At 67.9% G+C, this 20,883-nt stretch carries 19 protein-coding genes; 15 read left to right on the forward strand and 4 right to left on the reverse strand.

What is annotated here, in order from left to right:
• The first annotated feature begins 10 nt into the window (after positions 1–10).
• The 10 genes from CHB84_RS18705 (at position 11) to CHB84_RS18750 (ending at position 10,257) form a co-directional block, all read left to right on the forward strand.
• A complete protein-coding gene (locus CHB84_RS18705; RefSeq protein ID WP_245818830.1) occupies positions 11–313 on the forward strand; it encodes a hypothetical protein in 303 nt (100 codons plus the stop codon).
• Entirely contained in the window at positions 313–1,575 is a 1,263-nt protein-coding gene (locus tag CHB84_RS18710; RefSeq protein ID WP_089302954.1) for an acetyl-CoA hydrolase/transferase family protein, read from the forward strand. The genes CHB84_RS18705 and CHB84_RS18710 overlap by 1 nt, the downstream gene beginning before the upstream one ends.
• Positions 1,572–2,777, forward strand: coding sequence for an acetyl-CoA C-acetyltransferase (locus CHB84_RS18715; RefSeq protein ID WP_089302955.1), 1,206 nt, complete (start codon positions 1,572–1,574; stop codon positions 2,775–2,777). The genes CHB84_RS18710 and CHB84_RS18715 overlap by 4 nt, the downstream gene beginning before the upstream one ends.
• A 24-nt stretch (positions 2,778–2,801) precedes the next feature.
• Positions 2,802–4,253, forward strand: a complete 1,452-nt coding sequence (locus tag CHB84_RS18720) for an OB-fold domain-containing protein (protein ID WP_089302956.1) — start codon at positions 2,802–2,804, stop codon at positions 4,251–4,253.
• Positions 4,246–5,442, forward strand: a complete 1,197-nt coding sequence (locus CHB84_RS18725; protein WP_089302957.1) for an acetyl-CoA acetyltransferase — start codon at positions 4,246–4,248, stop codon at positions 5,440–5,442. Before CHB84_RS18720 ends, CHB84_RS18725 begins: the two co-directional genes overlap by 8 nt.
• Positions 5,443–5,603: 161 nt before the next feature.
• Positions 5,604–6,437 carry an SDR family oxidoreductase gene (locus CHB84_RS18730; RefSeq protein ID WP_245818831.1) on the forward strand — a complete coding sequence of 278 codons (834 nt, stop codon included), beginning with the start codon at positions 5,604–5,606 and terminating at the stop codon, positions 6,435–6,437.
• A 26-nt stretch (positions 6,438–6,463) separates the two neighbouring features.
• Positions 6,464–6,679 (forward strand): ferredoxin, encoded by a 216-nt coding sequence (locus CHB84_RS18735; RefSeq protein WP_089302988.1) that lies wholly within the window; start codon positions 6,464–6,466, stop codon positions 6,677–6,679.
• A gap of 10 nt (positions 6,680–6,689) precedes the next feature.
• The gene (locus CHB84_RS18740; protein WP_089302959.1) at positions 6,690–7,925 is read left to right on the forward strand and encodes an NAD(P)/FAD-dependent oxidoreductase; all 1,236 of its coding nucleotides are present in this window, start codon (positions 6,690–6,692) and stop codon (positions 7,923–7,925) included.
• Between the two features lie 117 nt (positions 7,926–8,042).
• Complete coding sequence (locus CHB84_RS18745; protein WP_089302960.1) at positions 8,043–8,726, forward strand: sigma-70 family RNA polymerase sigma factor; 684 nt, start codon at positions 8,043–8,045, stop codon at positions 8,724–8,726.
• Entirely contained in the window at positions 8,713–10,257 is a 1,545-nt protein-coding gene (locus CHB84_RS18750) for an AMP-binding protein (protein WP_089302961.1), read from the forward strand. Before CHB84_RS18745 ends, CHB84_RS18750 begins: the two co-directional genes overlap by 14 nt.
• A gap of 21 nt (positions 10,258–10,278) precedes the next feature.
• Here the strand turns inward: CHB84_RS18750 and CHB84_RS18755 are convergent, their stop codons facing one another.
• Entirely contained in the window at positions 10,279–12,639 is a 2,361-nt protein-coding gene (locus CHB84_RS18755; protein WP_089302962.1) for an ATP-binding protein, read from the reverse strand.
• Between the two features lie 175 nt (positions 12,640–12,814).
• Between CHB84_RS18755 and CHB84_RS18760 the strand changes: the two genes are divergently transcribed.
• The 5 genes from CHB84_RS18760 to CHB84_RS18780 all read left to right on the forward strand — a co-directional run bounded on the left by CHB84_RS18760 (position 12,815) and on the right by CHB84_RS18780 (position 18,267).
• Positions 12,815–13,468 carry a TetR/AcrR family transcriptional regulator gene (locus CHB84_RS18760; RefSeq protein WP_245818832.1) on the forward strand — a complete coding sequence of 218 codons (654 nt, stop codon included), beginning with the start codon at positions 12,815–12,817 and terminating at the stop codon, positions 13,466–13,468.
• A 334-nt stretch (positions 13,469–13,802) separates the two neighbouring features.
• The gene (locus CHB84_RS18765) at positions 13,803–14,210 is read left to right on the forward strand and encodes a hypothetical protein (RefSeq protein WP_089302964.1); all 408 of its coding nucleotides are present in this window, start codon (positions 13,803–13,805) and stop codon (positions 14,208–14,210) included.
• A gap of 350 nt (positions 14,211–14,560) precedes the next feature.
• The gene (locus CHB84_RS18770; RefSeq protein ID WP_089302965.1) at positions 14,561–16,105 is read left to right on the forward strand and encodes an acyl-CoA synthetase; all 1,545 of its coding nucleotides are present in this window, start codon (positions 14,561–14,563) and stop codon (positions 16,103–16,105) included.
• A 366-nt stretch (positions 16,106–16,471) separates the two neighbouring features.
• Positions 16,472–16,882, forward strand: a complete 411-nt coding sequence (locus CHB84_RS18775; protein ID WP_089302966.1) for an SCP2 sterol-binding domain-containing protein — start codon at positions 16,472–16,474, stop codon at positions 16,880–16,882.
• A gap of 173 nt (positions 16,883–17,055) precedes the next feature.
• Entirely contained in the window at positions 17,056–18,267 is a 1,212-nt protein-coding gene (locus tag CHB84_RS18780; protein WP_245818833.1) for a cytochrome P450, read from the forward strand.
• A gap of 189 nt (positions 18,268–18,456) precedes the next feature.
• On the opposite strand, the gene CHB84_RS18785 is transcribed toward CHB84_RS18780, so the two are convergent.
• The 3 genes from CHB84_RS18785 to CHB84_RS18795 are packed head-to-tail and all read right to left on the reverse strand — an operon-like array spanning position 18,457 to position 20,857.
• Positions 18,457–19,248 carry an enoyl-CoA hydratase/isomerase family protein gene (locus CHB84_RS18785; protein ID WP_089302968.1) on the reverse strand — a complete coding sequence of 264 codons (792 nt, stop codon included), beginning with the start codon at positions 19,246–19,248 and terminating at the stop codon, positions 18,457–18,459.
• A 9-nt stretch (positions 19,249–19,257) separates the two neighbouring features.
• Positions 19,258–20,067, reverse strand: coding sequence for an enoyl-CoA hydratase/isomerase family protein (locus CHB84_RS18790; RefSeq protein ID WP_089302969.1), 810 nt, complete (start codon positions 20,065–20,067; stop codon positions 19,258–19,260).
• Positions 20,057–20,857, reverse strand: coding sequence for an enoyl-CoA hydratase/isomerase family protein (locus tag CHB84_RS18795; RefSeq protein WP_089302970.1), 801 nt, complete (start codon positions 20,855–20,857; stop codon positions 20,057–20,059). The genes CHB84_RS18790 and CHB84_RS18795 overlap by 11 nt, the downstream gene beginning before the upstream one ends.
• Between the last annotated feature and the right edge of the window lie 26 nt (positions 20,858–20,883).

The following is a 20,883-nucleotide window of genomic DNA, read 5'->3' on the forward strand; positions in this document are numbered from 1 at the left end:
ACGGGAGAGAATGTCCGAACGCGACTCCAACACCGGTGACGCGCACGACGTGACACCGGACGCCCCGTGCGCGGGTACGGTACGGGTGGACGATTCCGGCGGCGGTATCGTGGGCAACGAGTTCGCCGAGGTCGGCGTCGCCGTGGATCACTCGGGGAACGGCCCGCGGCTGCGCCTGGAGGATTACCGCACCGGCCGCGTGCGGAACCTGGATGCGCTGGAGCTGGAAACGATCATCTGGCTCCCGGAAGAGCGCCTGACCCAGCTGCTCGACCCGTCCACGACGCGGTGGCGCGAGGAACCGGACCGCTGATGGGCGCGACCGCGGTGGAGGAGCTGGAGCTGGCCCGCTACGTGCGGCCCGGCGACACCGTGGCCTGGGGCCAGGCATGCGCCGAGCCGACCAGCTTGACGCAGCTGTTGATGCGGCAGCGCGCGGACATCGGGCGATTCCGGTGTTTCCTCGGGATCCCCGTCTCGGACACCGTGCGCCCCGAGCATGCCGATCACGTGTCGTTCGTTTCCTACACGGCCAGCGGCAGCAACCGCGCGCTGTACGACGCAGGCACTCTGGACATCGTGCCGTGCCACTACTCGGTGCTGCCACGGCTGTTGTGCGCGGGGCCGTTGCGTGCCGACGTGGCGCTGCTGCAGCTGGCACCGACCGGCAGGCCCGGTATATACAGCCTCGGCGCGGGTGACGACTACCTGTCGGCAGCCATCGACACCGCGCGCGTGGTGCTTGCGGAGGTCAACGAGCAGGCGCCGTGCACGGCCGGAAGCCGGGAGGTACACGAGGACGAGCTGGACCTGGTGGTGCACACCTCACGGGAGCCCGCGTACGCCGAGCCGAGCAGTCCGGGTGAGACGGCGCGGCGGGTGGCGCATGAGGTTGCCTCGATCGTCCCGGACGGCGCGACCCTGCAGTGTGGTGTCGGTGCCCTCCCCGACGCCGTGCTCGCCGAGCTCGGCGACCGCACCGACCTGGGCATCCACACCGGGCTGCTGAGCGACGCGGCAGCCGACCTGATGGCCGCAGGCGTCGTGACGAACGCGCGCAAGAGCCTCGACCGGGGACGCACCGTGGCGGGCATGCTCATGGGGTCGCGGCGCGTCGCGGAGTTCGCCGACACCAACCCGGCGATCACGCTGCGGGAGACCGGTTACACGCACGACCCGGGTGTGCTGGCCGCGCTGGACGGGCTGGTCGCGATCAACACCGCGCTCGAGGTCGACCTGACCGGCCAGACCAACGCCGAGGAGGTCGGCGGCTCCTACGTCGGTGCCGTCGGCGGCGCGGTGGACTTTCTGCGCGGCGCCGCTCGGGCGCGGGGCGGACTACCCGTGGTCGCCCTTCCGGCCACCGCAGGGGAACGAAGCCGCATCGTGGCCCGGCTCGGCGGGCCGGTCACCACACCGCGCTGCGACGCAGGGGTCGTGGTCACGGAGTACGGGGTCGCCGACCTCCGCGGCGTGCCGCTCGCGGAGCGTGTCGAGCGGATGCTGGCGATCGCGCATCCCGACCACCGGCAGGCCCTTGCGGAAGCCGCCGAGTCATCGGGAGGTCGATCATGAAACGCCCGGCCATCGTCGCCCCGGTCCGTACTCCGGTCGGCTCTTTCGGCGGCAGCCTGCGGCCGCTGCCCGCGGAGGAGCTCGCCGCGCACGTGGTGCGCGAGCTGGTGCGCCGTTCCGGGGTGGACGCCGCGCGGATCGACGACGTGGTGTTCGCGCAGTCGTACGCGAACTCCGAGGCCCCGTGTATCGGTCGGTGGGTGGCGCTGCATGCCGGGCTGCCGATCGATGTCGCCGGCATGCAGCTCGACCGTCGCTGCGGCGGCGGCCTGCAGGCCGTGGCCACGGCCGCGATGATGGTGCAGACCGGGGCTGCCGACGCGGTCGTCGCGGGCGGCGTGGAAAGCATGAGCAATATCGAGCACTACACGACGGCCGTCCGGTGGGGTAACCGCGCGGGTAATGTCGCGCTGTACGACCGGCTCGATCGCGGGCGGGAACGCTCGCAACCGGAATGGCGCTTCGGCCCGGTCAGCGGCATGGTCGAAACGGCCGAGAACCTTGCCGAGCAGTACGGTGTCTCCCGCGAGGAGGCCGACGAGTTCGCGGTCCGGAGCCATCGACGGGCCGACGAGGCCTGGCGCGAGGGTCGGTTCACCGGCGAGGTCGTGCCGGTGGAGGTGCCGCAGCGCCGGGGTGATCCCGTCGTCGTGACCGAGGACGAGGGCATCCGCCCCGACTCGACTGCGGAGAAGCTGGGTGCCTTACGCCCGATCAGGGAAGGCGGCACCGTCACCGCGGGAAACGCCAGCCAGCAGAACGACGCGGCCGCGGCGTGCCTCGTGGTGGCCGAGGACATGCTCGACGTGCTGGGGCTGGAGCCTGCCGGGTGGTTGCGCGGCTGGACCGCCGCCGGGTGCGACCCCACCACGATGGGTATCGGCCCGGTGCCCGCGACGGCCAGGCTGTTCGAGCGTACCGGTGTCGGGTTCGACGACCTGGATCTGATCGAGGTGAACGAGGCGTTCGCCTGCCAGGTCCTGGCCGTGCTGCGGGCGTGGGAGCGGCCGATGGACGAGGTGCTGCCGAGGCTGAACGTGAACGGCTCGGGAATCTCGCTGGGACACCCGATCGGCGCGACCGGGGTCCGCATCCTGACGACGGCACTCCACGAGCTGCGTCGTCGTGGCGGGCACTACGCGCTGGAAACCATGTGCGTCGGTGGTGGGCAGGGTATGGCCGCGCTGCTCGAGGCACCGTGACGGTCGAGTGTGGAGGGAGTTCGGATGAGCAGCGCCAACGGCATCGTGGCCTACGCAGGCTACGTTCCCCGCTACCGCGTGCAGCGAGAGGAGATGGCGGCGGGACTGGGTGCGCAGTCCGGTCCCGGAGCGCGCGTGGTCGCGGGCTGCGACGAGGACAGCACCACGATGGGGGTCGAGGCCGCGGCGGCACTGCTCGCCACGCTGCCGGAGGGAGACCGTGCCCCCGCAGGCGGGCTGTACCTGGCGACAACCTCGCCCGCCTATGCCGACAAGGCCAACGCGGCAGCCGTGCACGCCGCGCTCGACCTGCCGTCCTCGGCCTTCGCCGCGGACGTCGCGGGTTCGGCCCGATCCGGGATGGCGGCGTGGCGCGCGGCGGCTGCCGATGGCGGGATGGCGGTCATGTCCGACGTGCGGCGCGGGCTGCCGGGTTCCGGTGACGAGCGCACCGGTGGGGACGGCGCTGCGGCGTTCCTGTTCGGCGACGCGGACCATGCGGTGGCCGAGATCGTCGCGCAGGTCTCCGAGACCGCCGAGATTCTCGATCGCTGGCGCGCACCCGGAGGTGTGGCTGCCGGCCAGTGGGAGGAGCGGTTCGGTGTGGAGGCCTACCAGCCCCTTGCCGAGCGAGCGGTGCGTGCGGTGACGGATGCCGCGGGCGGCGTCGCGCCCGACCATGCCGTGGTGGTGTCGCCGAACCCCGGGGTGGCAAAGCGGGTACGCCGGCTCGCCGCCGGTGCCGTCTCGACGACCGGCTCGCCGGTGGGTCACGCGGGTGCCGCCGATGTCGGCCTCGGGGTGGCCGATGCGCTCGACCGGGCACAGCCGGGCGACACGATCCTCGTGCTCAGTGTTGCGGACGGGTGCGACGCGCTGATGCTGCGGGTCACCGACCGGATCGCCGCGGCGCGGCAGCCACATCCGGTGGCCGACCAGCTCACCTGCGGGATCGACGTGCCGTACCCGACCTACCTCGCCTGGCGCGGGCTGCTCGAGCGCGAACCCCCGCGGCGGCCCGAGCCGGACCGGCCCGCCGGACCGCCGTCGGCACGCGGGGCGCGGTGGAAGTTCGCGTTCACCGGCGCACGGTGCCTGCAGTGCGGCTTCGTGCACCTGCCCCCGCAGCGGGTCTGCAAGGGTTGCCGCGCCGTGGACGACATGGTGCCGTGCCCGCTGGCCCGCTCGGCGGGGACCGTGGCCACCTACACGGTGGACCACCTCGCCTTCTCGCCGTCACCGCCGCTCATCGAGGCCGTGATCGACTTCGACGGCGGCGGGCGCTACACGCTGGAGGTCGCCGACGCCGCGCCGGAGACGATCACCGTCGGTACCCGGGTCACGCTCACCTTCCGCATGCTCTACACCTCCCACGGCGTGCACAACTACTTCTGGAAAGCACGCGTCGCCGACACGCAGGAACCCGGGTACCGGCAGGCGACGCCCGATGCGAAACGAGGTGCGGATCATGGGTAGCAACGGGATCCGGGACCGCGTGGCGATCGTGGGGATGGGGTGCACGCGCTTCGGCGAGCACTGGGATTCCTCCGCAGCGGATCTCCTCGTGGACGCGACCGAGGAGCTGTTCGCCGCGACTCCGGTGGTGAACAAGGACGACGTCGACGCGTACTGGCTGGGCACGCTGGCATCCGGGCAGTCGGGCATGACGCTGAGCACGGCGTTGTGCCCCGACTACAAACCCGTCACCCGCGTCGAGAACTACTGCGCGACGGGTTCCGAGGCGTTGCGAAACGCGTGTTATGCGGTGGCCTCCGGTGCCTACGACCGTGCGTTGGCCGTCGGGGTGGAGAAGCTCAAGGACTCCGGATTCTCGGGGCTGGTGCGATCCGATCCTCCTGGGGACGGCACCGCCGCCGAGCTGAGCCTGACCGCGCCTGCTGCGTTCTCGTTCCTGGACCCCGCGTACTGCGCACGGTACGGCGTGCACGAGAACGACATGCGGGAGGCGATGACCCACATCGCGTGGAAGAACCACGCCAACGGCGCGCTCAACCCCAAGGCACAGTTCCGTTCGGGGGTGACGAAGGAACAGGTCGAGCAGGCACAGGTGGTGGCAGGCCGTCTCGGAGTGCTGGACTGCTCCGGCGTATCGGACGGCGCCGCGGCGGCACTCGTCGTGCCTGCCGAGGAGGCGCATCTGTACACCGATCGGCCGCTGTTCATCAAGGGATTGTCCCTGGTCGCCGGGGCTGCCGGCGGAGCATCGGACCCGGCCTACGACTTCACCACATTCCCCGAGGTCGTGCACAGCGCGCGGGATGCCTTCGCGCAGGCGCGAGTAACCGATCCCGCTACCGAGCTGTCGCTGGCCGAGGTGCATGACTGCTTCACACCGACCGAGCTGGTGCTGATGGAGGACCTGGGATTCGCCGAGCGCGGTCGAGCGTGGAAGGACGTGCTCAACGGTGCCTTCGAGCTGACAGGCAGGCTCCCGGTGAACCCGGACGGCGGCCTCAAGTCGTTCGGCCATCCCGTCGGTGCCAGTGGTTTGCGCATGCTGTACGAGTGCTGGCTGCAGTTCCGGGGTGAGGCCGGACAGCGTCAGCTCGACGACCCGCGGTTGGCGGTGACACACAATCTCGGCGGCAGGCCCGGCAACTGTGTCTCCTTCGTCGCCGTGGTCGGGCCGGATCGCGCGGGTTAGCGCGGTCGGCTTGACGAGCCGACGAAATCTATTTATTATTAATTAAAAAGTAACGCATGTCGGTGTGGTGATCCCGGAACGGTAGCCGGATCACACGGCGCACCGGCATGCCAGTAGAGCCGGAGGATCGATTGGTTGGTGTCAAGGATCGCGTAGTCGTCGTGACGGGCGCGGGTGGCGGCCTGGGGCGTGAGTACGCCATGCTGCTCGCCCGCGAAGGTGCGCGCGTCGTGGTCAACGATCTCGGAGGTGCCCGTGACGGATCGGGCGAGAGCACCGCGATGGCGGACCAGGTCGTGCGGGAGATCCGGGAAGCAGGCGGCGATGCGGTGGCCAGCTACGACAGTGTGGACACCGAGGAGGGCGCGCGGGCGATCATCGGAACGGCCGTGGCCGAGTACGGTGGGGTCCACGGCATCGTGAACAACGCCGGCATCCTCCGTGATCGCGCGTTCCACAAGATGACCGCCGAGGACTGGGAAGCCGTGCTACGGGTACACCTGTTCGGTAGCTATCACGTCACCAGCGCCGCGTGGCCGTACTTCCGGGAGCAGCGGTACGGCCGCGTCGTGATGGCGGCCTCGACGAGCGGGCTGTTCGGCAACTTCGGTCAGGCGAACTACGGTAGTGCCAAGGCCGGCCTGGTAGGGCTGGTCAACACCCTCGCGATCGAGGGAAGCAAGCACAACATCACCGCCAACGCGGTCGCGCCGATGGCGGCGACGCGGATGACGGAGGACGTGGCTCCGCCGGAGATGCTTGCCAAGCTACCGCCGGAGCAGGTGGCACCGCTCGTCGGCTACCTGCTGACCGAGGAGTGCACCGATACCGGCATGACCTTGGTCGCCGGGGGTGGGACGTACTACCGCGTGCAGCCGTTCCAGTCCGCGGGCCTGCGGTTCGAGCAGACACCGTCCATGGACGACGTCGCGGCGCAGTGGCACACGATCACCGACATGACGGACGCGACGCCGGGCGTGAACCCGGTCGGATGAGCCGCCGAGTAGCTAAGGAAGCGATGATGAAGGTCGTAGTGGATTACGGCAAGTGCACCGGTCTGGGAATCTGCGAGTCGCTGGCGCCCGATGTCTTCGAGGTCAATGACGACGGTGAGCTGGAGCTGAAACAGTCGTCCGTGCCGGAAGGGCAGCTGGAGGACGTGGAGGCGGCCGTCGAGGGTTGTCCCACGGAGGCGCTCCGGCTGGAGCCGGACGACTCGAGCGCGGACACCGAGTAGGGGCTCCGGCATGTCGGTGGAGCACCTGGTCGTGGTCGGCGCCTCGCTGGCGGGCCTCCGGGCGGTTGAGGCGGCTCGGAAGGCGGGGTTCGACGGGCGTATCACGCTGGTGGGGGCGGAGGAGCACCTGCCGTACGACCGTCCCCCGCTGTCCAAGGCTTTCCTGGAGGGTGACCGCCTCGACGGTGCGCCGGAGATCCCGTTGTTCCGTAGTGGCGAGACCTTCCGCCACGAGCTCGACGTGCACCTGATGCTGGGCGAACCGGCTACCGCGCTGGACCCGGAGCGCAAGGTGGTGTGCGTCGGGCAGCGGGAAGTGGCGTACGACGCTCTCGTGCTCGCCACCGGTGCCACCGCGCGCGACCTGCCGGGCACTCAGGGCCTGGACGGGGTGCACACCCTGCGCACCGTCGATGACGCGGTGGCCGTGCGCGCGGCCTTGGAAGGGGGCGCGCGCACCGTGGTCGTGGGGGCGGGGTTCATCGGGTCCGAGGTCGCCGCGACGGCGCGGAAACGAGGTCTCGACGTGACGGTGGTCGAGACCCTGCCCACACCGTTGCAGGCGGCGGTCGGCCGCACCATGGGGGAGATCTGTAGCTCGCTGCACACCCGCAACGCCACCGGGCTGCGGTGCGGAGTCAGCGTCGATTCCGTGGAAGGGCGGGCGCGCGTCGAGCGTGTCGTACTGTCCGATGGCTCCGTGCTCGATGCGGACCTCGTCGTGGTGGGTATCGGAGCGGCACCGTCGACGGGCTGGCTGGCAGGCTCCGGCCTTGTCGTCGACGACGGGATCCACTGTGACGCGACGCTGTGGACCGGTGTGGAGGGAGTCTACGCCGCCGGAGACGTGGCGCGCTGGTACAACCCGTTGTTCGACCGCGCGATGCGTCTGGAGCACTGGACGAGCGCCGCCGAACAGGGAGCGCGCGCAGCCCGGAACGCGCTCGATCCGCCTACGGCGCGGAGCTACTCCACGGTCCCGTACTTCTGGTCCGACTGGTACGGAAGCAGGATCCAGTTCGTCGGCGTCGCCGATGCCGACGAACTGGTCATCGTCGACGCCGATCCGGACCCGGGCAGTCGCTGCGTTGCCCTGTACCGCGCCGGGGATGCGGTGGCCGGAGCGATGACGATCAACGCTCCGACAGAGATCATGAAGTACCGGGGCATGATCGCCAAGAGGGCATCGTGGCGGGATGCGCTGTCGTTCGCCGAGAGCCGGCGTGCTGTAGCGGGCGTTTCGTGAGGAGTGGCCGGAGATGCCGGGTACGTATGTGACGACAGGGGCGCTCGTGCCGGCGCCGAGCGGCTCGTCGGTCCGCGAGCTCGCAGGCGTTCGGAGGACAGCGGGCAGGGAGCGCGGATGACCGAGTCATCGACGTACGGCCGGGCGGCCGAGGCGCCTACCGAGAACGGGTCGATCTGGGACCTCGTGGAGGAGGCCAAGGCCGGTGACACGGCTGCCATGGAGGCGCTGTACCGGCTGCACGCGGATGCCGTCTTCACCTACATCTACAGCCGTACCGGTGAGCGTCACCGGGCTGAAGACCTGACCAGTGACGTCTTTATCCGTATGTTGAGGCGTATCGATTCGCTGACGCACCGGCGCTCGACCTTCCGGGCGTGGCTCATCACGATCGCCCGCAATGCCGTGATGGACGACCAGCGCTCGGCGAACCGGCGATACGAGTCGCCCGTTCTCGAGTCCGTCGAGCCGCCGGACGGCTCGGCGGACCCGGCCGAGGTCGTCTGCGAGAGAGAGCTCGCGGGAAGCGTGCGTCGCAGCCTGACTCACCTGACCGGCGACCAGCAGCGGTGTGTCGAGCTGCGCTTCCTGCGCGGGCTCTCCGTCACGGAGGTCGCCGAGCGGATGAACCGGGACCCGCGTTCGATATCCGCCCTCCAGCTGCGCGCGTTACGCAAGCTCGAGCGCCTCGTAGCGCGTGAGGGCGTGACGGGTTCCCGTGTCCGGCAGCGGCAGCAACCGTGCACGGACGACCGGCGATCCGGGCGACGCGGAAAGGGATACGTCCATGCACCTCGCTGAGCATGCGCGGCGGGATCCGGACAGCCTCGCTCTCGTGGTCGCCGATACCGGCCTGCGTATGACGTACGGCGAGCTCGACGACAGATCCGCCCGGGTGGCGGGGTTGCTCCAGCACGCCGGACTGCGCGAGGGTGACGTGGTCGCGCTCCTTACCGAGAACTCCGTGCTCAGCGCGGAGGTCTACTGGGCAGCGATGCGGCGGGGCCTGTCGTTCACCCCGGTTGATCACTCGTTGGGCGTGGAGGAGATCGCCTACGTCATCAACGACAGCGGGGCGCGGGCGCTGTTCATCTCGGAGTCGATGAGCGAGCTCGCCGGCTCCCTGGCGGCGTTGACGCCGCATGTCGAGGTTCGCTTCGTGCGTGGATCCGGCATCGAACATCACGAGGACTACGAGGGTGCACTGAGTTCGGCTTCCGTCTCGGTCGGCGATACGTGGAACGGCTCCGAGCTGGTGTACTCGGCGGGAACGACGGGTCGGCCGAAGGGGGTTCGTCCGCTCGGCGTGTACGGAGCCGCTCCCGATGACCGCGCGGGACCCGCACGACACATCGCGCCGTGCTGCGGCATCACCGCGAACACGGTCTGCCTGTGCGCGATGCCCCTGTACGAGCCGACATCACTCCAGGCGTTCGTCGCGGTGCAGATGGCAGGTGGCACGGTCGTCACGCTCGCCGAGCCCTCTGCCGAGGCGGTGCTGGGCGCGATCGGACGTTACCGCGGATCGCACGCCCTGTGCTCGGTGCGCGTGCTGTCCGAGATGGCCGGGCTCCCACGCGCGACGCGCGCCCGTTATGACCTGTCGAGCCTGACGCTCGTCATCCACACGGCGGCTCCGTGCCCGGCTGAGGTGAAGCGTGAGCTGCTGGAGTGGCTCGGGCCGATCGTGTGCGAGTTCTACGGTGCAGCGGAAGGCAACGGCCTCACCTTCATCACGGGCATGGAGTGGCTACGCAAGCCGGGGTCGGTGGGTCGGAGCGTGCTGGGCACGGTTCGGGTCTGTGACGCCGACGGGCACGAGCTTCCGGAGGGGCGGGTGGGTCTGGTCTACTTCGACCGGCCGGGCAGGTCCTTCGCGTACAGCAATGCGCCGGAGCTGACACGTTCGGTGATGCACCCGTGGCGGGAGAACTGGACGACCATGGGAGACATCGGCTACCTGGAGGACGGTTACCTGTTCCTCGTGGATCGCAAGGAGTTCGCGCTGACCAAGGACGAGGGTGTCGTGTATCCGCGAGAGGTGGAGGATGTGCTCGCCGAACATCCCGTGATCGCCGATGTCGCCGTCGTGGGGATGCACGATGGGCAGGAACAGCTTCGGCTCAGGGCAGTCATCCGCGCCGCGGACGGTACGGACGTCGGACCCGTGCTGGCGCGCGAGCTGATCGAGCACGTTTCGGACAGGATCGCGCACTGGAAGGTTCCGGACAAGGTCGACTTCGTCCGTGAGTTGCCACGCGTGACGACGGGCAAGTTGATCAAGCGCAAGGTCGCGGCACACTACACGGTCATCGACAGTGTGGCTGTATGACGCCGTCGGCAGGCGTAGCCGTCACAGGTCGTGCTGCGGCGACCGGGCGCCCGTATCGAGAGCTTGCTGCTCGGTCATCCAGGCGATGATCTGGTTCCGGGAGTGGAACCCGAACTTGCTCAGTATGTGCTCGATATGTGTGTCGACAGTGCGTTTGGCTATCACCAGCCTCCCTGCGATGTCCTTGTTCGTGAAGCCGCGCGCGACCAACTCCGCGATCTGCCGTTCTCGCTTGGTCATCAGGTCCGTGTGCGAGGGGCTCCCTGCGGGACGGTCCGCGACCTCCCCGGCGGTCTCGTCCAGGGCGAGCCTGACCGCGGCGGCGGTCGTGAGCTGATTGCCGCTGCGCCAGGCGGCTTCGTAGGAGTCGTTGCCCAGGGCGTCGCGCACGCGGTACACGGCTTGTTCGTGCAGGTGCGAAAGCCCGGGTAGTGCGCTGGTCGAGGTCTCGATGGCATCCCACTGGTTCTGCGCGGCACCTATCAGTTCAGCCGCGCGTTCCGGGGCCTGTGCGGTCGTGATCCACGCGATGGCTTCCAGGCACAACCCGATGCCGAGCTGTTCGTTCATCAGCCGCTTGAGACGGAGGCTCTGGTTCTCGAGCGAGACCGCCGTTTCCGGATCCCCCTGATGCCAGACAGCCAGGCCGGCTATCCCGAGCGAGTAGGAGCGGTACCACAGCTCGTTCACCGGTTCCGTGAGCGCGACGCACTCCGTGTGCGCCTTGAACGCCTGCCAGTAGTCGCCGTGCAGGGTGTAGGAAAGTGATTGCACCGCCAGCGTGTGCGCGCACTGCGCATGGTCCCCGCGTGCGCGAAACCCGTGTAGCGCTGCCGTGAGGTACTTGATCGATTGCTCTAGGTCGCCGGTGAACAGTGCGACGAAACCGGCCGCCTGGTCGATCAGGGCTGAGTCCGGTTCGTCGAGCTGGTGAAGGATGCACCGCGCTTCGTCGAGGAACTGGTCGGCACGCGCCAGGTCGCCCTGCATGGCAGCCCACCAGCATGCGGTGCGCAGTGCCCGCAGCCTGGTGAACGTCGGTTTCGGAGCCTGGCTGAGCAGGCGGTCGAACCACAGCCTGCCGGGGCGGAACAGTCCCTCGGCCATGCCGAATTCGAGTAGGCTCGCACCCATGCGCAGCCCCGGCTCCGCCTCGCCAGGCTCCGTGTAGCAGTACTCGAGCGCCACCCGGAAGTTTCCCTGCTCTCGCCGTAACCACTCGATCCAGTCGAGCTGGCGCGGACCGAGCCATTCTCGTTCGGCGCGTTCCGCGAGCTCGACATACCAGTCCCGGTGACGCCGCCGCACATTGCGGAATTCGCCAAGTTCCTGCAGGTGCTGCGCACCCCGCTGCCGGATCGGGGGGAGCATCCGGTAACGCGTGCGTCCCTGTTGCCGGTGCGTGACGAGGATCGACTTGTCTACAAGGGATTGCAGAAGATCCGGCATGCGCTCCACGGCCTCGTCGTTGGCGGCGCAGACCGCGCGCGCAGCCTCGAGTTCGAATCCCCCGGCGAAGACCGAGGAACGTGCCCAGAGTTCACGCTCCTCTGTGGAGCACAGCGAGAAGCTCCATTCGATGGACGCCGTCATCGTTCGTTGCCGGCCCGGCGCGGTCCTGCTGCCCAGCGTCAGTATGTCGGCGTGCTGGGCGAGATGCCGTGCGATCTCGTCGGGCGACATCGCGCGCAGCCGTACCGCGGCAAGCTCGATGGCCAGCGGGATTCCCTCCAGCCGTCGGCAGATATCGGCCACCGCACGGCGGTTGGACTCGGTCAGCTCGAAGCCGGGCACCACGGCTCGCGCACGATCGATGAACAACCCTACGGATTCGTACTGCCGCAGTGCGGTGGACTCCTCGACGCCACGAGGCGGGCTGGCCAGCGGCAGCACGGAGTATATCGCCTCGCCCCAGATGCGAAGGGGTTCGCGGCTCGTTGCGACGACCTTCAGCCCCGGGCAGGTGCGTAGGAGCGTGTCGATGAGCATCGCGCACGCGTCCACGAGGTGTTCGCAGTTGTCGAGGACGAGTAGCGCATCGCGCTGCCGTAGGTGTTCGACCAGGGACTCGGGTGCCGTGCGGTTCGACCGGCCTTGCAAGCCCAGGCTGCCGGCGACGGTATGTGGTAGCCACTCTGCGTCACTCAGTTCACCCAACGAGACGAACCAGATACCGTGTGTGAACGTGCGATGAAGGTCGTCCGCGAGACGCCACGCCAGGCGGGTCTTGCCGACCCCGCCCGGTCCGGTCAGCGTGACCAGACGCGACTCGGAGAGCAACGCCCTGGCGTCGGCGCGTTCGCGCCGCCTGCCGACGAAGCTGGTCAGCTCGGCAGGAAGGTTCGTGGCAGCATGTCTTTTCGCTGCGCTTCCAGCCATCATCCAGCCTTTGGACTCGGACGTCGTCCTCACGGACACGCTACCGGATCGGGTTGTTGATCGTACAGCGCCGGGGATGCTTGCCGACCCGAATCGTTACGCAGCGTGGTACCTGTCGGGTCGACACTCGGAGGCCGCCCGGCCCCCGTGGCTTTTATGATCGTCTAGAATGTCAAGTGTGGCGAGGACACGCGCAACTCAGGCATCGGATACGGGACGCTCGGCACGCAAGTCCGAGCAGACCCGGGCGCGCATTCTGGACGCGGCGGCCTACGTGCTGAGCCGGAAGGGGTACGCGGGTACGCGGCTGGGAGATATCGCCGAGCGGGCAGAGATCCAGGCGCCTGCCATCTACTACTACTTCCACTCTCGTGAGGATCTTGTGGAAGAGGTGATGTGGGTCGGGATCGCGCAGATGCGCGAGCACCTCGAGGACGCGCTGAAGGGCCTCTCCGCGGATGCGAGGCCGATGGAGCGGATCGAGCTCGCCGTGTCCGAGCACCTCACGCACGAGCTGGAGATCTCCGACTACACGACCGCTGCGATACGCAACGCGGGGCAGGTGCCCGAGGACATCAAGCGCCGGTACGACCGTGAGGCGAAGCGGTACGGGGATGTGTGGCACGAGCTGTTCGAGGCTGCGCGCAAGGCAGGCGAGTTGCGCGCGGATCTGGACCCGATGGTGGCTCGGATGCTCGTGATGGGCGCGCTCAGCTGGGCAGCCGAGTGGTGGAACCCGCGGCGTGAGTCGCTGGCCACCGTGACCAAGACGGCGGTATCGTTCATCCGGAACGGGTTGCAGGCCGCGCCGGACGTGGCCGAGGGTAGCTAGGCTCCTCGCCTGCTCCCGTGCGGGCGTTGTCCGTGCACCGCTGAGACGGCGACGGAACCTCTCGCCCCGGGGACTCGGTAGCACAGGATCAGGCCGTTCCACGGGTGAGCTCCGCGATCACCGTCCGCAGGGATCGGGAAGTGGCGGATGGTCGTATGCGCAGCGTATCCACCCGGTTCCCGTCCGTAACACGACCGTTGCCTGATACCTGCGTGACGGGCACTACGTATCCAAATACGCATGCGTACCGATTCGGTTCCGTTCGCGCGGCTGCAGAGTGGGTGCATCCTCTCGGGGTGAAGACTCCGGATACACCCGGCGACTGGAGTGCGCGATGAAGCTGAACGGTTCGGAAGAGGTCTACAGGTACATCGGCGAGACCTTCAAGTCGGCCTTCGACGATCCACGACTGGGTCCGACACTGGAGGGACGGCGCCTGCGGCTGCGCTTCGGTCTCATCGACCCGGACTGCGTGCTGGACATCGACACCGAGCGGAGGGAAGTGCGCATGGGCGATCACCGGAGCTCGGTGCCGTCGGCCATGGTGGCGATGAACGGCGACAACGCCAACCTCTGCTGCCAGGGCCGGCTCGATGTGTCCGAGGCGCTGGCCAGCGGCGACATCGTCGTGGAAGGCAGTGGCTACGAGCTTCTGGAACTGGTTTCGCAACAGGATACCTTCGCCCACCTGTACGTGGACACGCTCAAGCGTGAAGGCAGGCAAGACCTGCTGGCTTGCTGATCGTCCCGTGTCCGGTACGTCGGGCCCAGCCACGTACCGGACACGGGAGGCGAGCGTTCCCGGTGCCGTCGGAGGCGCTGTCGCGCCGGTCCTGAAACGGTCTCGCTCGAGTGCGTTGCATTACCGGACACCGTATTATATTCTATCGTAGAATAAAAAGTAGACGACTTCGCGTGTATGCGGTCGGTGTGGGAGTTCGTGTGGCTTTCCGGTGCGAGTTCGGTATCCACGCGATGGCGCGCATCGGAGCATCGGTGGAACTACACGCTCCATGACACACCGGCTCGCAGGCGAGCCGGCCTCAGGAGCACGACTCCAGCAAGTGTCATCGGGATGGAAGGAACGACGGAATGTATCCAGGAACGATCGCCGAGGCCGCGCCCGACAGGCCGGCAGTCATCCTCGCCGAGACCGGAGAGATACTTACCTATCAGGATCTCGACGACCGGTCCGCGCGGCTGGCGAGGATGCTCTACGACTCCGGGCTCCGCCCGGGCGACGTGATCGCGTTGTTGTCCGACAACAACCCGCAGTTCTTCGAGATCTACTGGGCCGCCTTGCGCTCCGGTCTCTATGTCACAGCTGTCAACCGCCATCTGGCTGCGGAGGAAGTCGCCTACATCCTCGAGGACAGTGGCTCGGTGGCCCTTTTCGCATCCGCGTCGTTGAGCGAGCTCGCCACAGAGGTGACATCGCTGGTACCCGGTGTCACGATGCGCTATGCGTTCAACGGCTCGGTTCCCGGGTTCGGCTCCTATGAGGACGCGCTGGCAGCCGCACCTGCGGAACGCCTCACCGATCAACCGCGCGGCGGTCCGATGCTCTACTCGTCCGGTACCACCGGGCGCCCCAAAGGGATCAAGGTTGACGAGCCGCAGGTTCAGGTGGACGATCCCTCTGCCGACGTGCTGGTGCCGTTCCTCCAGCACGTTCTCGGGCTGGGCGCCGAGGACACCTACCTCTCCCCGGCCCCGCTGTATCATACGGCACCGTTGCGCTGGGCCGGTGCGATTCACGCGCTCGGCGGAACCGTGGTGGTGATGCGGAAGTTCGATGCGGAGGCACTGCTGGAGCACATCGAGCAGTACCGGGCGACCGCGGTGCAGGTCGTACCGACGATGTTCGTGCGCATGCTGAAGCTGCCCGTTGAGAACCGGAACCGGTACGACGTGTCGAGCCTCCGGGTCGCGGTACATGCTGCGGCGCCGTGCCCCACGGAGGTCAAGCAAGCGATGATGGACTGGTGGGGCGACATCGTCTACGAGTACTACGGGTCCACCGAGGGCCACGGTCTCACGCTGATCACCCCGCAGGAGTGGCGCCAGAAGCCGGGTTCGGTGGGTAAGGCCATGCTCGGGTCGCTACACGTGTGCGACGAGTCCGGCGCGGAGCTGCCTCCCGGGCAGACAGGTCTGGTGTACTTCGAGCGGGACGAGCTGCCGTTCCGGTATCACAACGACCCGGAGAAGACGAGAGACGCCCAGCACCCGGAACATCCCAACTGGACCACGGTCGGGGATGTGGGATATGTGGACGAGGACGGCTATCTCTTCCTCACCGACCGCAAGTCGTTCGTGATCATCTCGGGCGGCGTCAACATCTACCCGCAAGAGGTCGAGAACGCGCTGACTCCGCACACGAAGGTCCTCGACGCGGCCGTGATCGGTGTGCCCGACGCCGAGATGGGCGAGCAGGTGAAGGCGGTCGTGCAACCCGCGGAGGGCGTGACGCCCGGACCCGAGCTGGCGAGCGATCTGATCGACTACCTGCGGGACCGTATCGCGCACTACAAGGTGCCAAGCAGCGTCGACTTCGTCGACGAGCTACCGCGCACACCGACCGGCAAGCTCGTCAAACGCGAGCTACGTGAGCGGTACGTGGGCGCGGCCTCGTAGTACCGGAGTGCGGATGCCTCATCCCGTGCTCGAGTAGTTCGGCTCGACACCGTCGAGCCGGTATGTCCGGCGTGGTCCGGTAAGTCCCGGTGCCGGTGCCGTTCACGTCACATGTCGCACCCTTTCCGTGGACGGCATCGGCACCGATCCTTGGGCGGCACGGCGCACGGGTCCGGTGCCGGCGCGGACGCCCGGCGCCGACGACGCGTCGGGGTTGCGCATCCGGAAGCCGCAATGATCCGGTATCTAGTTGAATATATATTAAAAATGCGGTATCGTTCGCGCAGAGATGCGAAGGTGCCACTCGACCGGTGCGCCTCCAGTGCGTCGGCGTTCCCGTCAGCTGTATCTGTCTGCGGAGGAGCTATGTCGTTCAAGGACGAAGACGAAGTCGCGCGGTATATCGGCGGCATTTTCCAGGAAGCCTTCAAGGATGAGGAGCTCGGGCCGACGCTGGCGGACACCGGCCTCGTCGTGAGCTTCCGGTACACCGAACCCGATGCGGTCCTGACCGTCGATATGGGTAACCACCAGGTGTACCAGGGAGAGCGGGACGACGTGGATCCTTCAGCCACGATGTACATGAAGGCCGAGACGGCCAACGCGTACTGGCAGGGCGCGGTGAACCTGCCGTTCGCCATCGCCCGCGGAAAGGTGACTGTGGAGGGGAATGTGGCCAGCCTGCTGAAGCTGGCCCCGCTCGGAAGCAAGTTGTTCTCCGTATACACCGGCATGCTCGAGCGCGACGGTCGTCAGGATCTACTGGTAGACAAGTAAGTTTCGCACCGGCATCCGGGATCGGGCGGCCTCGGCGTGCGCGTCCGTTGCCGGAGGAGGTGCCACGTCTCGGTATACGCTTCGGGTCGTCCGTGCAGGGCGTCCCGAACCGAACTCCCACTGGAGAGTCGATGGTTGCGACGGGCGAACAGCGTACGTACAGCAGTGTTTCCGTGTCACCGTTGTCCTTCTGGGCAACGACAGCGGAGGAACGCGAGGAGAGCTTCCGCCTGCTCCGGGAACACGACCCGGTCAGCTGGCAGGTCCCGCTCGAAGGCTCGCTGATGCCGCCCCAGCAGCAGGGCATCTGGGCCGTGGTGCGTCACGAGGATATCGTGTACGTCAGCAAGAATCCCGAGATCTTCTCCTCGGCGCAAGGTGTGCAGCAGGAAGAGGTTCCTGGGGACATCCTTGCCGCCGCGGAGTCGTTCCTCGGGATGGATGCGCCGGAACACAGCAGGCTGCGCAGGCTGGTCAGCGCTGCCTTCACCCCGAAGCAAGTGGCCAAGATCGAGGATCAGATCAAGAACCAGGCCGAGCAGATCGTCGATGACTTGCTCGCGACCGGGGATTGCGACTTCGTCGAGCAGGTGTCCAAACGCCTTCCGATGTGGACGATCTACGAGATGATGGGGTTGGACCCCGCGAAGCGGGAGACCGCTGCCGCGGCCGCCGACGGGATGGTCTCGTGGGCGGATGAGGACGTGGCCGCGGGCCGCGAGCCGGGTCAGGTGCTCAACGAATCGCTGGTGACCCTGCTTTCCACCGGGATGGAGTTCGCCGAACACCGGCGGAAGAACCCGGCGAACGATCTCATGACCAATCTCGTTCAGGCGGAGATCGATGGTGAGAAGCTGACCGACGAGGAGATCGGCGCGTTCTTCGTACTACTGTCCGTCGCGGGTAACGACACCACCCGGAACACGATCACGTTGACGATGAAGGCCCTGTGCGACTTCCCGGAGCAGCGCGATCTGTTGCTGGAGGACTTCGAGGGACGGATCGATACGGCCATCGAGGAGTTCGTGCGATGGGTGACGCCGGTGATGACCTTCCGGCGGACCGTGACGCAGGACACGGAGCTGCGCGGGCGGCAGATCTCGGCAGGCGAGTGGGTGGTCATGTTCTATTCCTCGGGTAACCGGGACGAAAGCGTGTTCGCCGACCCGCACCGTTTCGACGTCACACGGCGCCCCAATCCCCATGTCGCTTTCGGTGGCGGGGGCCCGCATTTCTGTCTCGGCAACATGCTCGCCAAGACACAGCTGCGAGCGATCTTCGATCAGCTGCTGCATCGGGCGCCGAAGCTGGAGGTCGGTGAGCCGAGTTACCTGGTCGGAAACTTCGTGCGTGGCGTCAAGAGCATGCCGTGCCGTCTGGGCTGACGCTGCCTGAGCCTCACCAGCGCGGTGATCGCGGCGGTTGAGGACATGCGTGCTCGGATGCCCTGGTGACGGAGCCGCCCCAGCCCGCAGCACCCCGGCTCGACTGCGCGTGACTGCGTTTGCGCCGGGGTGCGGCGGGCTGGGGCGTAGTACGGAGCGGCGCACGAAGGGGAACGACTGCCCCCGGGGTCACCGACCGCGGAATACGGGCGCGCGCTTCTCGTGGAACGCGGTGACACCTTCTTCGAAGTCGGCGGAGGCGAACAACGTGGTTTGCAGTTCCACTTCGTCCTCGAGCACCGCGTTCGGATCCCGGGGCCAGCCGGCGAGCATCGACTTGATGCCCGCCAGGGCGAGCGGCGGGCCGCCGGCGATCGAGCCCGCTGCGTCGATCGCACGCTTCGTGCACGCGCCAGGTGGCACGAGCTCGTCCACAAGCCCCATCGAGTGCGCGTCCGTACCGGAGAGGCGATCCGGGAAGAGCATCAGCTGCCGTGCCCGCGCGAGCCCCACGCGCGCCGGGAGCGAGGCGAAAATACCCATGTCACCCGCGAGACCGACGGCGGTGAACGTGGTGTTGAACGTGACGTCCTCCGCGGCGACGACCCGATCGCACGCGAGTGCGAGAGCCGCGCCCGCGCCGAATGCGAACCCTTCGACGGCGGCGATCACGGGTTTGGGGCCGTTCCAGATCGCGCGGATGACGCGCTGTGCGGCCTCGGCACGGGGCCTCGTCGCCTCGGGTTGCTGACGTCGCATCGTGGAGATGTCGCCACCGGCGCAGAAACACCCTCCGGCGCCGGAAAGCACGACACATCGGACGGCTGGTTCGGCCTGAGCGGCTTCGAGGGACTCGGCAAGCGCGACACGGAGCTCGAGGTCGATCGCGTTCCGCTTATCGGGACGGTTCAGCGTGACCAGGCGCACCGTCCCGTGATCGGAGGTCACCACGCTGTCGCCGCTGTTGTCATGGTGTGTCATGCGCTGGGCCTACTCTCCTGTGAACTTCGGGGTTCGGCGTTCCAGGACAGCGGCGAGTCCTTCGCGGGCGTCGTTCGTTCCGGACAGCTCGGATACCGTGCGGGCTTCCTCCGGTAGCCGGGACTCCAGCGACGCGCCCGTACCGTTCCACAGCAGTCGCTTCGTAGCACCGAGCGCTCGTGGTGCGCTCGCGGCGAGGGTCCGCGCGAGTTCACGGGCCTCGCTGCCGAGGGCGTCGTCGGCGACGAGGGTTGTGACCAGGCCGAGATCCAGCGCCTCGGCAGCCGTGAGGGTGGGGTTCGTCAGCAGGATCTCCATCGCCTTTCGGAATCCCACGATCCGGGGCAGCGTCACCGATGTCCCCGCGTCGGGTGCCATTCCGACCCGGACCGCACCCGACATGAACTTGGCCGACTCGGCCGCGACCACGAGATCGGCCGCGCACACGAGGCCGAACCCCCCGCCACCTGCCGCGAAACCGTGCGCCGCGACGATGACCGGCGCCTCGAGCTGTGTCAGTCCCGCCGTGGCGAGTTGTAGCCAGGATGTCGCCGTACGCAGGTACTCGGGGAGGGCCTCGCCCTTGCTCGCGAACGTGTCCACATCACCGCCCGCGCAGAAGTTCTTCCCCTCGCCGGAGAGGAGCACGACGCGGACCCGCGGCTCGCTGTGGCAGCGCAGTACCGCGTCGTGCAGTGCCTTGAGCAGCTCGACGTTCATTCCGTTGGAGGCGTCAGGCCTGTTCAGCCGGATGCGAGCGACTCCGTCGGCGTCGAGGTCGAGGAGTACCGGACCCTCGTCGACCGGCTCAACTGTCATGATCACTCCCGTGTCGTGTGGTGGAGGTGCCGGTGGTCGGGTTCGACGCACCGGTGGTGATGTGCTCGACAACCGTCGCCGTCTCCAGGGCCAGACCGTCGTCCAGGCTCATCGTCGACCCCTGGTGCACGAGTTGCTTGATCGTGCCGAGCGTCGCCCTGTCCATCGACGCGACGTGCGTGGCGAACGCGCGAACCTCCGCGTCGAAGTCGGCCGGGGAGACGCACCGGTAGGCAAGGCCCCACTCCACCGCCTGCTCACCGGAGATGCGGTCGCCGGTGAGCAGGTGCCCGAGTGCCCGTTGCTTGCCCACCAGCCGGGGCAGTCGCTGGGAGCCGCCGCCACCCGGAACCTGCGCGGCCTTCACATGGTGGTCCGCGATCCGCGCGTCTTCGGCAACGAGCGCGATGTCGCAGGCCTGCATCAACTCGAACCCGCCGGCCACGGCATACCCTCGCACCGCCGCGATGACGGGAACGGAGAGGCGGGCGATGCCCGAGCATGCCCGGTGGAAGTGCTCGAAGAGGGAGCGCAGGGCCGACGGACCGTCCGCGGTCAGGCGCTGCACCTCGTGCACGTCGCCGCCTGCGCAGAAGTTCCCGCCCGCTCCCTCGATCACGATGGCGGCGACGTCCGGGCTGAGCTCGCGCAGTGCGGAGTCGAGGCCGCGGGCGAGCTCGATCGTGACGGCGTTCATCGCGTCGGGGCGGTCGAGGGTGATGTATCCGACCGCTCCCTCGCGGCGGGTGCGCACGGCACCCGCCGAATCGTGCTCTGCTTGCGTGGTCATGGGGTTGTGCACTCCAGGGTTGGCCC

This window comes from Haloechinothrix alba, from assembly GCF_900188115.1.
GTDB classification, from domain to species: domain Bacteria; phylum Actinomycetota; class Actinomycetes; order Mycobacteriales; family Pseudonocardiaceae; genus Haloechinothrix; species Haloechinothrix alba.

What these genes read in the sequence shown, in the direction of transcription:
- CHB84_RS18720 (WP_089302956.1), top strand. Translation starts at nt 2,802, where the DNA reads ATGAGCAGCGCCAACGGCATCGTGGCCTACGCAGGCTACGTTCCCCGC.
- CHB84_RS18755 (WP_089302962.1), bottom strand. Translation starts at nt 12,639, where the DNA reads ATGATGGCTGGAAGCGCAGCGAAAAGACATGCTGCCACGAACCTTCCT.
- CHB84_RS18740 (WP_089302959.1), top strand. Translation starts at nt 6,690, where the DNA reads ATGTCGGTGGAGCACCTGGTCGTGGTCGGCGCCTCGCTGGCGGGCCTC.
- CHB84_RS18770 (WP_089302965.1), top strand. Translation starts at nt 14,561, where the DNA reads ATGTATCCAGGAACGATCGCCGAGGCCGCGCCCGACAGGCCGGCAGTC.
- CHB84_RS18750 (WP_089302961.1), top strand. Translation starts at nt 8,713, where the DNA reads ATGCACCTCGCTGAGCATGCGCGGCGGGATCCGGACAGCCTCGCTCTC.
- CHB84_RS18715 (WP_089302955.1), top strand. Translation starts at nt 1,572, where the DNA reads ATGAAACGCCCGGCCATCGTCGCCCCGGTCCGTACTCCGGTCGGCTCT.
- CHB84_RS18795 (WP_089302970.1), bottom strand. Translation starts at nt 20,857, where the DNA reads ATGACCACGCAAGCAGAGCACGATTCGGCGGGTGCCGTGCGCACCCGC.
- CHB84_RS18785 (WP_089302968.1), bottom strand. Translation starts at nt 19,248, where the DNA reads ATGACACACCATGACAACAGCGGCGACAGCGTGGTGACCTCCGATCAC.
- CHB84_RS18790 (WP_089302969.1), bottom strand. Translation starts at nt 20,067, where the DNA reads ATGACAGTTGAGCCGGTCGACGAGGGTCCGGTACTCCTCGACCTCGAC.
- CHB84_RS18775 (WP_089302966.1), top strand. Translation starts at nt 16,472, where the DNA reads ATGTCGTTCAAGGACGAAGACGAAGTCGCGCGGTATATCGGCGGCATT.
- CHB84_RS18735 (WP_089302988.1), top strand. Translation starts at nt 6,464, where the DNA reads ATGAAGGTCGTAGTGGATTACGGCAAGTGCACCGGTCTGGGAATCTGC.
- CHB84_RS18745 (WP_089302960.1), top strand. Translation starts at nt 8,043, where the DNA reads ATGACCGAGTCATCGACGTACGGCCGGGCGGCCGAGGCGCCTACCGAG.
- CHB84_RS18725 (WP_089302957.1), top strand. Translation starts at nt 4,246, where the DNA reads ATGGGTAGCAACGGGATCCGGGACCGCGTGGCGATCGTGGGGATGGGG.
- CHB84_RS18710 (WP_089302954.1), top strand. Translation starts at nt 313, where the DNA reads ATGGGCGCGACCGCGGTGGAGGAGCTGGAGCTGGCCCGCTACGTGCGG.
- CHB84_RS18705 (WP_245818830.1), top strand. Translation starts at nt 11, where the DNA reads ATGTCCGAACGCGACTCCAACACCGGTGACGCGCACGACGTGACACCG.
- CHB84_RS18765 (WP_089302964.1), top strand. Translation starts at nt 13,803, where the DNA reads ATGAAGCTGAACGGTTCGGAAGAGGTCTACAGGTACATCGGCGAGACC.